The organism is Clostridium sp., assembly GCF_017888565.1.
Lineage (GTDB): Bacteria > Bacillota > Clostridia > Clostridiales > Clostridiaceae > Clostridium.
In genome coordinates this window covers 80,844-93,092 of the sequence record NZ_JAGHFX010000094.1, presented here as the reverse complement: position 1 = coordinate 93,092, position 12,249 = coordinate 80,844, and the positions used below count along the sequence as shown (strand labels likewise).

Sequence of the window (12,249 nt, the reverse complement as noted above, 5' to 3'; positions counted from 1 at the left end):
GTAATATATATCTTTATATAATGAGATAATGATATAATTAATTATATTAGCATAATATTTTATTAAAAATATGTTGATTTTATTGATATTTTAATATATCATATATTTAAATATCAATAAGTTATTAATATTATGACTTTATAGGGGGCGATTTTATGGAAGAAAACAGAGAACAGTGGGGATCGAAATTAGGATTTATTATTGCAGCAGTAGGTTCGGCAGTAGGGTTAGGGAATATCTGGAGGTTTCCCTATATAGCATATACAAATGGGGGAGGAGCATTCTTAATACCTTATTTCTTTGCTATATTTACAGCAGGTATTCCATTATTAATATTAGAGTATGGATTAGGACATAAATATAAGGGATCAACACCACTTGCAATTGCAAAGGTAAAGAAAAAGTGGGAATGGCTTGGATGGTGGCCAACTATAAATGCATTTATAATTTTAACATACTATTCTATGATTTTAAGTTGGGCAGTAAATTATTTAAGGTTTAGCATAAATAAAGGATGGGGAAGTAATACTGATGAATTTTTCCATACAGACTTTATTAAATTATCTAGTTCACCATTTGATTTTGGAGGAATGATTTTACCTATACTAATAGGAATAGCAATTATTTGGTTTTTAAGTTGGTTTATATGTTATAAAGGTATAAAGGCTGGAATAGAAAAAGCTAATAAAATTCTTCTACCTGCACTTGTAATTATAATGATTATAATAGCAATTAGAGCTGTTAATTTAGAAGGAGCATCAGAAGGACTAAATACACTATTTACACCAGATTGGTCAAAGGTTATGGATCCAAAGGTATGGGTAGCTGCTTATGGACAAGTATTCTTTTCGCTTAGCTTAGCAATGGGAATAATGATGACTTACTCTAGTTATCTACCTAAGAAAACTGATATAAATAACAGTGCATTTATGACTGCATTTGCAAATTGTGGTTTTGAATTTTTATCAGCTATAGCTGTATTTTCTATATTAGGATTTATGGCAAGTGCTAAGGGGATACCAATGAGTGAAGTTGTATCAAGTGGAGTTGGACTTGCTTTTGTAGTATTTCCAGCGGTATTTACTGAAATGGGAGCAGTAGGAACATTTTTAGGTGTATTATTCTTTTTATGTTTGTTATTTGCAGGTTTAACATCATCAGTATCATTAATAGAAGCTGTTTCAGCGCCATTTATAGATAAATTTGGATGGGCAAGAAATAAAGTTGTTGCAGTAATTTGCTTAATAGGATTTTCAATTGGAATATTATATTCTATAGGAGCAGGTCTCTACCTATTAGATATAATAGATAATTTTATAAATAATTATGGAATTGTGGTAGTTGGATTACTAGAAGTTATATTAATTGGTTGGATAGCTAGTCCAGATATTGTTAGAGGGCATACAAATGAAATATCATATTTTAAAATAGGTAAGTGGTGGAATATTTGCGTTAAGTTTGTAACACCAGTTATATTAATATTTATGTTAGCACAAAGTCTAATTACGGAAATTAAAGCACCTTATGGCGGATATGATATTTCAGCATTATTTGCTTATGGATGGAGTATTATTGGATTTGGGATAATTCTTGCACTTATAATAAGCAAAAAGCAATGGAAAAGCAAAAATATATTAGAGTAATTAAAAAGGGGGTACTATATAATGACAGGAGTAGCGTTATCATTCTTTGCATTAGGAGCTATTGTTTTATGGGGGGGATTAGCATTAACCCTTGGAATAACTATATATAATGAAAGAAAAGAAACAGCTTAGAAAATTTATGGTTGACTAAAAGAAGGACTGTAGTATTACAATTATTGTTATACTACAGTCCTTTTTGCTATTTCACAAATTGAATTGTCAATTCTTCACTCTTATTTATCAACTGTCAATTATTCATTTTCAATTGCTTATATTATTCTCCAGGGCTCTTGTACTTTTTCTTGAAGAATTTTATATTCTACTTCTTTTGCTACCTCTCTAGGTATTTTAAGCTTCTTCAATTTATTAGTAAATTCTGAAGAGAAGACTTTTACTGATTTACCTATTTGTTTAGTAGATAAATTAAATACTTCTAAAGGAGTTAAAAAGTCATTACTATCTCTAAATTCATCTAAATACCTTGAAGCAACAGTAGATGCCTCAATTGCACATGAATTAATTTTATCTATTAATTGTTTATTAAATTCATCTGGGTATGTTAATTCAAGAACTATTCTGTAATTAGTTACTCTTGTTTGTTTGCAAGGAATTTTTGTAGTTAATTCATTACCATCAACTTCACCTAGATAATTAATTATATAATCATTCTTTATTTCAGGAATATCAACAGAAGTTAATACTTTTGTATAAGTGTTTTTTATACTATCAGCTGAATATTCTTTTCTATTGTTTATTAAATTTTCTGAAGAGTAATCATTTTTTGAAGTTGGATAATCTTCTGAGGCAGAATCATATTTAGAATCACTTCTGTAGCATATAAATGAATCTATTCTCCTTAGATCTAGGCCGAAGAATACCCAAGTGTTCCTAAACCATCGTAAACCAGAAATTGATCTACGATCTACATTCAATAAAAATGCCCAATAGTTTCTACCACTAGTTTCCCATATATAAGTAAATTTAAATAGACAAAAACTAATAGAGCCAGGACTTACAGCTTTAGTTTGAGCACCACCGGAGGAACTTAGTTTTTGCACCCCTGCACTGTTTTTAGATGGAGTAAAGTTTGGTGGGGCACCTATATTTAAATTACTTCCCATAGGTGGAGCACCTTGAGATCCAGGAAAAGAGAAATTGCCACCAGGACCAGATCCAGGACCAGCACCAGGACCAGGGCCAGGTGTTGGAAAGCCAGGGATTAGATTTCCAAGTGGAGGTGGTCTTAATCTAGAATCATCTGAGTAAAGAATTGAATCATCATCATTAAAATTCATTGATAAACTCCTAATATATTATTTTATAATCATTATAAGTAAAATGACTTTAAAATGTTACTTTAAATTATGGAATTTATAGGGTAACAATACTTCATTATTTTTAATACAGATATTATGAGGTGATAGAGTTGGGATAGAAATAAGACATGCTAAATTAGATGATTATAAATATATAAGTAATATATCAAAGGAGCTACATAACTTTCATGTTAAAAATAGACCTGATATATATAAAGAAGCTAGTAAGACTATATATAAATCATATTTTAAAGAATTATTAAATGATGAAGGTATTGAAATTATAGTAGTAACTAAAGATAAAAAGATAGTTGGTTATGCGATGATACGATATATAGAAATTAAAAATATGGATTTATTAAATGACAAATTCTTTGCATATATAGATGAAATTTGTATAAAGGAAAGCAATAGAGGACAAGGTTTAGGAAGAATGTTATTTGATTATTTATATGATTTAGTAAAGAGTAATGGGGCTGAAAGTCTAGAACTTGGAGTTTGGGGATTTAATGAATATGCTATAGGGTTCTATAAAGCTATGGGGATGGTGGAGAAGAACATAAGAATGGAGAAGAAGTAAAGTCAATGGAAAATTGATAATTGATAATGGACAATTGAGGAAATAATTCACCTATATCATATATTTTCCATTTTATGATATAACTTTCTTTAATCAAGAAATACTTTTGCGTATATTAACCACTATCTTTAACAGACTTATTATCATCTTTATATTTTATATAATATTTAACATTATATATTTTAAAATCATTTCTTGGGAAATCATCCTTAAAACTTCCACTATGCATATAAACATTATAAATAGATTCATCATTTATTAATTCTATATCAACTAGTTTCATACTTCTATGCTTTGCAATTATTTTAAATCTATAAAAAATAGACAAGCATGGAGTATAAATCTTTAATTTATGCATTTGTCCTATGATTTATAGATGGGAGTTTCTAATAGTATTTATTGAGATAACAATAAATTATTAGTGGAGGCTTTCAAAGACTATAAAGATTTGTTTATTAAAAGATTGAATTTCTTGAGGAGATAATTCACTTACGTTGAATTAAGAAAATTACGAGCATTTTAGATGTGGAAAGGGGATCGCGTTTCGCGAGCCTCTTGCAGAATTTATAAAAAATGGACTATAAGGGTTGTAAAGGGAGTCGCTTTTCGCGACTCCCTTTAGTTTTTATGTTAGAAAGTGTGTTTATTTATAATATATAATTGCAAATTAATAATAAAAAGATATTTATATTATTTATATATGCATTATTTAAATGTATTTGGTAAAAAAGTTCAAAATATTATTGACTTTTCATGTATATACTGTATATAGTATACATATACAGATTATACAGTTGTATGAGGTGAAAAATGAAAATATTAATTAGTAATTCATCTAAGCTTCCAATATATGAGCAGATAGTTAACTCAATAAAAGAAGAAATTATAAATGGAACATTGGAACCTAATGAAAAATTGCCATCTATAAGGTCTTTAGCTAAGGATTTAAATATAAGTGTTATTACAACAAAAAGGGCTTATGAAGAGCTAGAAAACCAAGGCTTTATTGAAACTGTTGGGGGAAAGGGTTGCTATGTATCGTATTTTAACAAGGAGCTTGTTTATGAAGAAAAGCTTAAGGAAATTGAATATAAGTTAGAAGAAATTTTGCAAACAGCAAGGGCTATAAAGCTAGATAAGAAAGATATTTATAACATGATAGATTTGTTGTATGAAGGAGAATAGTATGATTAGGGTAGAAAATGTAAGTAAGGCGAGAGGTAAGTTTAAGCTTGATAATATTTCTTTTAAATTAAACGAAGGATTTATAATGGGGTTAGTTGGACCAAATGGTTCAGGAAAAACAACTTTAATAAAGATGCTTCTTGGACTAATTAAAGCTGATGAAGGAGAAATAAAAATATTTGATAAAGATATTTTTAAAGAAGAAATTTATGTTAAAGATAATATTGGCTTTGTATTTGACAATTTAAATTTTTATGGTCATTTAAGTATTAAGGATTTCAAGAAAATAGTTAGTAAGTCCTATTCAAAGTTTGATTCAAATCTTTTTGAGTCTTATTTAAGAAGATTTGGAATTCATAAAAAATTATACGTTGGAGAACTTTCAAAAGGTGAGGCAATTAAGCTTATGATAGCTAATGCATTATCCCATGATGCAAAGCTCTTAATATTAGACGAGCCTACAGCTGGATTAGATCCTATCATAAGAAAAGATATATTAAAGTTACTTCAAGAAGCAATAGAGGATGGAAATAGAAGTGTTATTATTTCTACCCATATAACATCAGATTTAGATGGAATAGCAGATTATATAACTTTTATTAATAAGGGAAAGTTAATTTTCTCACAAGACATGGAGTCTATAAAGGAAAAATACAGAATTTTTAGAGGTTCAAAGGAAGAACTTGAAGAAATTAAATTAAATTTTATTTCTATAAAAGAAACAAAGTATTATATGGAAGGTTTATTTATAAATGAAAAAGGCTTGGATAATGAAAATATAAGTATTCCAACTTTAGAAGATATAATGTTTCACTATGTAAAGGGGGAGCAATAATGTTTAAGCTTATACAAAAGGATTTATTAGTAGGTCTAAAGGTTAGATCATTAAAAGCTGCAATAATTACATTTATAGTAGGATTATTTTTCTTAACTGCTTTTTCATATGTATTTCCAACCTTACTTCCAGTAATGTTTACTTTTATTATTATGATGAATAGCTTTTATTATGACTATTTGAATAAAAGTGAAAGTTTTATGCTAAGTCTTCCAAATAAAAGAGAAGATGTGGTTTATTCAAAATATATATTAACATTAATAATAATTTTTGCTTCATTAATATTAATGTATGTTCTATATGGTATGAATATATTAAATTCTGCAAGAGTTATGGTTTTTCAAGATATAATTGTGTCTATTGTAACTATATTACTTAGCTTTGGAATAATAATACCTATTATATTTAAATATGGTTATAGAATTGGAAGAATTATTGCTCCTATAATAACGATATTTATAGGTTATATGGCTTATAAAAATAGTAGTGCTTATGAATTTATTAATAATGGGAAGGAAACATTACTTATAAGTTTTTCAAGAAAAATAGGAAGACTAATTTATAAGATTTTTAATTTTGAAGGTTATGACTATAAAGTTATGTCAATGAATGTTTATCTTATTCTTATATTTGTTATAGCATTAGTTTTATTTATAATTTCAATATATATTTCTTTAAGAATTTATAAAAATAAGGATTTAGCTTAGGAGGAGAGTAAAATGAATAAAAAATTTATAACAGTAAGTATAAGTATTTTTCTTTTTAGCTTTATCTTTATTTTAGGCTTTAAATTCATTTTGGGAGACAAGCTATTATACGTTGATTCTACTGAAGAAGCCTTTAATAGTAAAGGACCAATAATAAAATACTCTGGATTTGAAGAAGATGAAAATGCTTATAAGATTAAAGTTAATATAAAAAATAATAGTAAGTATTATGCTAGCTTAAACAATGTAAACTTACAGTTTTCACATAATACAAAGGATAAAGTTGGATTTAGTTCAAATAATGCTACTCCTGTATTTAAAGGATATGATAATACTGAGAGAGAATATTTACTGAATTATAAACCTGGAGATAGAGGAGATACTTTTAGTTCTTATTTAGATCCTAATGAAGAAAGGGAATATATATTTGAAATATCTAAAGGAATAAAATTTGATAAAGAAGTTTTTGATACAAATAGAATGTCTATATCTTATGGAGTAAACTATTTTAAATACAGAATAGGAAAGGGTACAGTTATTGGGAATGCGTTTTCTAGAGGCGCTTCAGAATATATAGATAATTCGACGATGCCATTTATAATAGAATAGATTATTTGGGGAAAATTAGATCCCTAGGGGAATTGCCTCTGGGGGCCAGAAAAATATAAAAAAGTAGAGAAATTATTTTCTCTACTTTTTATGCTATATTAAACTACTTAATATACAAAATTTTCTTTTTTAATTCTCAATTATGTGTTCATTTATGAGTTATATATAATAAAATTTAATTAGTTATTATTTTCTTTTTCATAAATTTCTTCATAGGTTTTTTGTTCGTTATTCATATTTTTAACTATTTCTTCTGATTTTTCTCTTCTACACTTTTTGCTTAGCATGCATGCTATTCCTTCCATGTACAACACCCCTTTAAATGTTCTTTTATTTATTACTATTATACTATATTATAATCAATTTATCAATAAAAGTTACTAATTAATAATTGTTATTAATTTATCATGTATGATAAATATTAAATTAACAAATTTTGCATTATAGAAAAAATATTCACACAAATTAGTTCACTTTTATAAATAAGATTCATATTAGTTTTATTATTATCAGTTTTTTATTAATTATTCATTATATGAAAAAATATATGTTTTTCAAAGTTAATAGGTGCAAAATTAAATAATCAATAAATTGAAATAAAAGTGTCATATAAAAGATTTTGTCATATATAAAGCATATAAATGAATATATTTTAGTAAAAAGGGGGGGAGTAAATGAACTTCGAAGAATTTATAAAAAGTGATAGGGAAAGCAGAAACAAAGAAAGATTTGAAGGAACATTTCTTGAGTATTTAGAACTAGTAAAGAAAAACCCAGATATAGCTAAGCTTTCACATAAGCGAATTTATGATATGGTAGTTAGTAAGGGTGTAGAAGTGCTAAAGGGTGAAGAAAACCCTAAAGTAAAAAAGATATATGGAAATGATTCTATAAGAAAGTATGGCTTTTTTAAAGAGGATTTTTTTGGAATTGATAAGGTAATTATGAAGTTAGTAAATTATTTACATTCTGCATCAATGAATGGAGAAGAAGCTAGGCAAGTACTATATTTAGTTGGTCCAGTTGGGGCAGGTAAATCATCATTAGTTGAAGCTTTGAAAAAAGCACTTGTTGAATGTACTCCTATATATTCCTTAAAGGGTTGTCCTATGCATGAAGAACCATTACATTTAATACCTAAACATTTAAGACCAAAATTTGAAGAATTATTAGGTGCAAAGATAGAGGGGGACTTATGTCCAGTTTGTAAGTATAGGCTTATGAATGAATTAAATGGAGAATATGAAAAGTTCCAAGTTGAAACAAAGGGTTTTTCTATTAGATCAAGAAAAGGAATTGGTGTTGTTCCACCAGTAGATCCTAATAATCAAGATACTTCAATATTAACTGGTTCAATTGATATTTCAAAAATGGATATGTATCCAGAAGATGATCCTAGAATATTTTCTTTAAATGGTGCATTTAATGTTGGTAATAGAGGATTAGTTGAATTTATAGAAGTATTTAAAAATGATGTTGAATATCTTCATACAATAATTACTGCAACTCAAGAAAAATCTATTCCATCACCAGGTAAAGGATCTATGATTTACTTTGATGGACTTATAATAGCTCACTCAAATGAAGCTGAGTGGAATAAATTTAAATCAGATCACACAAATGAAGCTATCTTAGATAGAATTGTAAAAATAGAAGTGCCTTATTGTTTAGAGCTTGATGAAGAAGTAAAAATATATGAAAAGATATTAAAAAAGAGTAATTTTAATGCTCATATAGCTCCACATACAATAGAAGTTGCAGCTATGTTTGCTATTCTTTCAAGATTATCCCCGTCATCTAAGGTAGACCCTATAACAAAACTTAAAATATATAATGGAGAAGAAATAGTTGAAAAAGGAAGCACTAAGAGAATTGACATAAATGAATTAAGAGAAGAAGCAGGCACATATGAAGGTATGAAGGGTATAAGTACTAGATTTATAATTAAAGCAATTGATAATGCCCTTTCTAGTTCAGAATATAACTGCATCAATCCATTAAGTATAATGGAAAGTATAATAAAATCAGTTAAGGAAATGGATATTGCAGCTGAAGATAAGAAGAAATATCTTGGGTTTATACAAGATACAATTAGAAAAGAATATAATAAGATTCTTGAAAAAGAAATTACAAAGGCATTTATTCATTCTTTTAGAGAACAAGCAGAAAGCTTATTTGATAATTATATAGATAACGCTGAAGCATTTGTTAATAAAACTAAAATAAAAGATATATCAACTAGAGAAGAGCTAAATCCAGATGAAGAATTTATGAGAAGTATAGAAGAACAAATTGGAGTTTCAGAAAACTCATGCAAAGGCTTTAGAGCAGATGTTACTTCATACATGTTTTATTTAGTTAGAAATGGAAGTAAGATAGACTATACCTCATATGAACCTTTAAAAGAAGCCATTGAAAAGAAACTTATGGCATCTGTTAAAGACCTTTCAAGAATAATAACTAAATCTAGAGTTAGAGATACAGAACAAGCCGAAAAATATAACTCCATGGTTGAAGAAATGCAGAATAATGGATATTGCTTACATTGCTGTGATGTAATATTAAAATATGCTGCAAACAACTTGTGGAAGGATTGATAAAAATGGCAATCTTTAGAGATAATGCAGATAATCCATTAGAGCATGATAGATCAATAGAGGATAGAAGACGGCATAGACAATTGGTTGAAAAGTCTATAAAAGAAAATTTGGGGGATATTCTTTCGGAGGAAAGTATAATTGGAGAAAGTAAGAATAAAAAGTTCAAGATTCCAATTAGAGGAATAAAAGAATATCAATTTGTGTTTGGAAGAAATAATAAAGGGGTTGCCACTGGAGTTGGGGAAGAAAGAAGAGGAGATAAAATTTCAGATGGAAATCCAAAGTCTGGGAAAAGTGGTAATCAAGGTGCAGGCAACTCTCCTGGAGATGATATTTATGAAACAGAAGTAACCATGGAAGAACTTATGGATTATATAATTGAGGATTTAGAGCTACCTAATTTAGATAGAAAAAAATACTCTGAAATAGTAACAGAAAGTTCTGGCAAAAAGCGTGGTTATCAAAGATATGGAATAAATCCAAGGCTTGCAAAGAAAAAAACAGTTGTAGCAAAGCTTGAAAGAAAGCAAGGGAAAAAAAGAGCGTTAAAAGAAGCAGGTTTAGATAGTGATATAAATAGATTTCCTTTTAGAGAAGAAGATCTTAGATATTATAAAGTTAAGAAAAAACCTAAAAAGGAAAGCAATGCAGTAATGCTATTTATTATGGATGTATCAGGTTCTATGGATAGTAGCAAAAAATATTTAGCAAGGTCATTGTTCTTTGTTTTATCTAGATTTATAAAAAGGAAATATAATAATATAGCTTTTGAGTTTATATCTCATACTACTGTTGCGAAGAGGGTAAATGAGTTTGAGTTTTTCCATAAAGCTGAATCGGGTGGAACCTATATTTCAAGTGGACTTAATACAGCTTTAAAATTAATTAAAGAAAAGTATCCACCAGAAATGTGGAATATATACCCTATATATGCTAGTGACGGAGATAACTGGAGTGAAGATAATGAAAGAGCAATGAAATCTGTAAAAGAATTATGCGAAATAAGTAATATGTTTGGCTATGCAGAATTATTACCATCCACTTATTCAACGACAATGTATTATAGATTTAATAAAGAGATAAGTTGTAAAAACTTCGTTTCTGTAATTGTTAAGGAAAAAAAGGATTTATGGGATGCATTGAAGATAATGTTATCTAAAGAGCTGAAGGAGGAATAGTATGGAATACAATGTTAGCACTTTAGAGAAGTGGAATGAAGTTATAGAAGAAAAGGCAAGAGCGCTAGGACTTAAGTTCTATCCTCAAGAGTTTGAGATAATAGGCTTTAATGAAATGTTAGGGTATGAGGCATATGTTGGTATGCCTTCTAAATATCCTCACTGGAGTTATGGTAAAGCATATGATAAAAATAAAACATTGTATTCATTAAATATGACTGGATTACCATATGAAATGGTAATAAATTCCGATCCTTGTCTTGCATATTTGATGAGAGAAAATACATTACTTTTACAAATATTAACTATGGCCCATGTATATGGTCATAATGACTTTTTTGCAAATAATAGAATGTTTGTAGATGGAACTAATGCTAAGGGAGCATTAGAGATGTTTAAGCTAGATGCAGAGATAGTTAGAGGATATATAAATGATCCAAGTATAGGTTATGAAAGAGTTGAAAAAATCCTAGATGCAGCACATGCAATTAGATATCAAATACCTAGAGTAGTTGGAGTAAAGGAATTAAGCAGTGAGGAAATTAAAGAAAGTTTAATTTCTGACTATTATTCTAAAAAAGAAAATAGAAGTATTTTAGATAAAAATGATGAAATACCATTTCCTGATGTATCTAAAATACCAGTTGAGCCTTGTGATGATGTTTTAGGATTTATAATAAAATATAGCTCTTTAGAAGAATGGGAAAAAAATATATTAAGAATAGTAAAAAGAGAAACTCAATATTTTATGCCTCAAATTGAAACTAAAATAATGAATGAAGGTTGGGCAAGTTTTTGGCATTATAATATATTAAAAGAGTTAGACTTAGATGAAGGGCTCCATTTTGAGTTCTTAAAAAGACATAATGATGTAGTAGCACCTATAGTTGGTGGATTAAATCCATATTATATAGGCTTCAAGGTTTTTCAAGATATTGAAAAAAGATTTGGTAGAGAAAAAATATTCGAAGTTAGAAAAACAGAAAGAGATAGCTCTTTCTTAAGAAGATATCTAACAAGAGAATTATGTGAAGAACTAAACTTATTTCAATATGCTAAAAAGAGCTTTGAATATGTAGTTGAAGAAGTCCCAGATGAAATAGGCTGGAGAGAAATTAGAGATTACCTTGCAGATACTTGTGGAGTTGCATCTATTCCATATATAAGAGTAACTAATTTAAATAGAAGGGACCTAACTTTAACATTAGAGCATTTCTTCGATGGAAGAGAGCTTGAAATGTCATATGCTAAAGAAACACTTAAATACGTTCAAGATTTATGGGGACGCAAAGTTACTCTTGTAACAAAAACAAAAGAAGGCAAACAAATAGAGATAGTTTGCAATGAAGATAGAAAGATTTTCATTAATTAGCTAATAGTTATATTTAAAATAAGAAAGGCGAAGATATAAGATATGAATTTACCACATATTTTATTTATCTTCGCCAATTTATAGTTCTTATTTATAATAACTAAAGGTCTCAAAGGTGAATGCGTGAAAATGAAAAAGTGAAGGAGTTGAGGAAAAAATCCATAAGGATTTTAAAGAAAAGTGTTTCACTAAATATTTAAATTGCGCACTAAAAAATACCGCAT

At 28.1% G+C, this 12,249-nt stretch carries 13 protein-coding genes; 10 read left to right on the top strand and 3 right to left on the bottom strand.

The genetic code is table 11. The annotated features are described in order from the left end of the window. Nucleotides 1-155: 155 nt before the first annotated feature. Both J7M87_RS18280 and J7M87_RS18275 read left to right on the top strand, forming a co-directional pair. Nucleotides 156-1,643: a sodium-dependent transporter gene (locus J7M87_RS18280; RefSeq protein WP_291653333.1), complete on the top strand. Its 1,488-nt coding sequence runs from the start codon at nucleotides 156-158 to the stop codon at nucleotides 1,641-1,643. Nucleotides 1,644-1,664: 21 nt separating this feature from the next. After that, on the top strand, nucleotides 1,665-1,775 hold the full coding sequence (locus J7M87_RS18275) for a MetS family NSS transporter small subunit (RefSeq protein WP_291653331.1): 111 nt from the start codon (nucleotides 1,665-1,667) through the stop codon (nucleotides 1,773-1,775). Nucleotides 1,776-1,912: 137 nt separating this feature from the next. On the opposite strand, the gene J7M87_RS18270 is transcribed toward J7M87_RS18275, so the two are convergent. Next, nucleotides 1,913-2,938, bottom strand: a complete 1,026-nt coding sequence (locus J7M87_RS18270) for a hypothetical protein (RefSeq protein WP_291653329.1) — start codon at nucleotides 2,936-2,938, stop codon at nucleotides 1,913-1,915. A 136-nt stretch (nucleotides 2,939-3,074) separates the two neighbouring features. Here J7M87_RS18270 and J7M87_RS18265 point away from each other — a divergent pair, with 136 nt between their 5' ends. Beyond that, on the top strand, nucleotides 3,075-3,539 hold the full coding sequence (locus J7M87_RS18265; RefSeq protein WP_365846250.1) for a GNAT family N-acetyltransferase: 465 nt from the start codon (nucleotides 3,075-3,077) through the stop codon (nucleotides 3,537-3,539). Between the two features lie 115 nt (nucleotides 3,540-3,654). Here J7M87_RS18265 and J7M87_RS18260 read toward each other — a convergent pair whose 3' ends face one another. Continuing rightward, the gene (locus tag J7M87_RS18260; RefSeq protein WP_291653327.1) at nucleotides 3,655-3,897 is read right to left on the bottom strand and encodes a hypothetical protein; all 243 of its coding nucleotides are present in this window, start codon (nucleotides 3,895-3,897) and stop codon (nucleotides 3,655-3,657) included. 452 nt (nucleotides 3,898-4,349) lie between these two features. Here J7M87_RS18260 and J7M87_RS18255 point away from each other — a divergent pair, with 452 nt between their 5' ends. From J7M87_RS18255 to J7M87_RS18240, 4 genes are read left to right on the top strand one after another with little or no spacing between them, the layout of a single operon-like run. After that, nucleotides 4,350-4,724, top strand: a complete 375-nt coding sequence (locus J7M87_RS18255; RefSeq protein WP_291653325.1) for a GntR family transcriptional regulator — start codon at nucleotides 4,350-4,352, stop codon at nucleotides 4,722-4,724. A gap of 1 nt (nucleotide 4,725) precedes the next feature. Then, nucleotides 4,726-5,559: an ABC transporter ATP-binding protein gene (locus J7M87_RS18250; RefSeq protein WP_291653323.1), complete on the top strand. Its 834-nt coding sequence runs from the start codon at nucleotides 4,726-4,728 to the stop codon at nucleotides 5,557-5,559. Beyond that, the gene (locus tag J7M87_RS18245) at nucleotides 5,559-6,266 is read left to right on the top strand and encodes an ABC-2 transporter permease (RefSeq protein ID WP_291653321.1); all 708 of its coding nucleotides are present in this window, start codon (nucleotides 5,559-5,561) and stop codon (nucleotides 6,264-6,266) included. Before J7M87_RS18250 ends, J7M87_RS18245 begins: the two co-directional genes overlap by 1 nt. Nucleotides 6,267-6,278: 12 nt before the next feature. Beyond that, nucleotides 6,279-6,875 (top strand): hypothetical protein, encoded by a 597-nt coding sequence (locus J7M87_RS18240; RefSeq protein ID WP_291653319.1) that lies wholly within the window; start codon nucleotides 6,279-6,281, stop codon nucleotides 6,873-6,875. 179 nt (nucleotides 6,876-7,054) lie between these two features. Here the strand turns inward: J7M87_RS18240 and J7M87_RS18235 are convergent, their stop codons facing one another. After that, nucleotides 7,055-7,180 carry a hypothetical protein gene (locus J7M87_RS18235; protein WP_008680269.1) on the bottom strand — a complete coding sequence of 42 codons (126 nt, stop codon included), beginning with the start codon at nucleotides 7,178-7,180 and terminating at the stop codon, nucleotides 7,055-7,057. A gap of 369 nt (nucleotides 7,181-7,549) precedes the next feature. Between J7M87_RS18235 and J7M87_RS18230 the strand changes: the two genes are divergently transcribed. The 3 genes from J7M87_RS18230 to J7M87_RS18220 are packed head-to-tail and all read left to right on the top strand — an operon-like array spanning nucleotide 7,550 to nucleotide 12,025. Then, nucleotides 7,550-9,472: a PrkA family serine protein kinase gene (locus J7M87_RS18230; RefSeq protein ID WP_291653314.1), complete on the top strand. Its 1,923-nt coding sequence runs from the start codon at nucleotides 7,550-7,552 to the stop codon at nucleotides 9,470-9,472. 5 nt (nucleotides 9,473-9,477) lie between these two features. Next, nucleotides 9,478-10,653 (top strand): sporulation protein YhbH, encoded by a 1,176-nt coding sequence (gene yhbH / locus J7M87_RS18225; RefSeq protein ID WP_291653312.1) that lies wholly within the window; start codon nucleotides 9,478-9,480, stop codon nucleotides 10,651-10,653. Nucleotide 10,654: 1 nt separating this feature from the next. After that, nucleotides 10,655-12,025: a SpoVR family protein gene (locus tag J7M87_RS18220; RefSeq protein WP_291653310.1), complete on the top strand. Its 1,371-nt coding sequence runs from the start codon at nucleotides 10,655-10,657 to the stop codon at nucleotides 12,023-12,025. Nucleotides 12,026-12,249 lie beyond the last annotated feature (224 nt).

What these genes read in the sequence shown, in the direction of transcription:
- J7M87_RS18275 (WP_291653331.1), top strand. Translation starts at nt 1,665, where the DNA reads ATGACAGGAGTAGCGTTATCATTCTTTGCATTAGGAGCTATTGTTTTA.
- J7M87_RS18245 (WP_291653321.1), top strand. Translation starts at nt 5,559, where the DNA reads ATGTTTAAGCTTATACAAAAGGATTTATTAGTAGGTCTAAAGGTTAGA.
- J7M87_RS18220 (WP_291653310.1), top strand. Translation starts at nt 10,655, where the DNA reads ATGGAATACAATGTTAGCACTTTAGAGAAGTGGAATGAAGTTATAGAA.
- J7M87_RS18260 (WP_291653327.1), bottom strand. Translation starts at nt 3,897, where the DNA reads ATGCATAAATTAAAGATTTATACTCCATGCTTGTCTATTTTTTATAGA.
- J7M87_RS18240 (WP_291653319.1), top strand. Translation starts at nt 6,279, where the DNA reads ATGAATAAAAAATTTATAACAGTAAGTATAAGTATTTTTCTTTTTAGC.
- J7M87_RS18255 (WP_291653325.1), top strand. Translation starts at nt 4,350, where the DNA reads ATGAAAATATTAATTAGTAATTCATCTAAGCTTCCAATATATGAGCAG.
- J7M87_RS18250 (WP_291653323.1), top strand. Translation starts at nt 4,726, where the DNA reads ATGATTAGGGTAGAAAATGTAAGTAAGGCGAGAGGTAAGTTTAAGCTT.
- J7M87_RS18230 (WP_291653314.1), top strand. Translation starts at nt 7,550, where the DNA reads ATGAACTTCGAAGAATTTATAAAAAGTGATAGGGAAAGCAGAAACAAA.
- yhbH (WP_291653312.1), top strand. Translation starts at nt 9,478, where the DNA reads ATGGCAATCTTTAGAGATAATGCAGATAATCCATTAGAGCATGATAGA.
- J7M87_RS18270 (WP_291653329.1), bottom strand. Translation starts at nt 2,938, where the DNA reads ATGAATTTTAATGATGATGATTCAATTCTTTACTCAGATGATTCTAGA.
- J7M87_RS18235 (WP_008680269.1), bottom strand. Translation starts at nt 7,180, where the DNA reads ATGGAAGGAATAGCATGCATGCTAAGCAAAAAGTGTAGAAGAGAAAAA.
- J7M87_RS18280 (WP_291653333.1), top strand. Translation starts at nt 156, where the DNA reads ATGGAAGAAAACAGAGAACAGTGGGGATCGAAATTAGGATTTATTATT.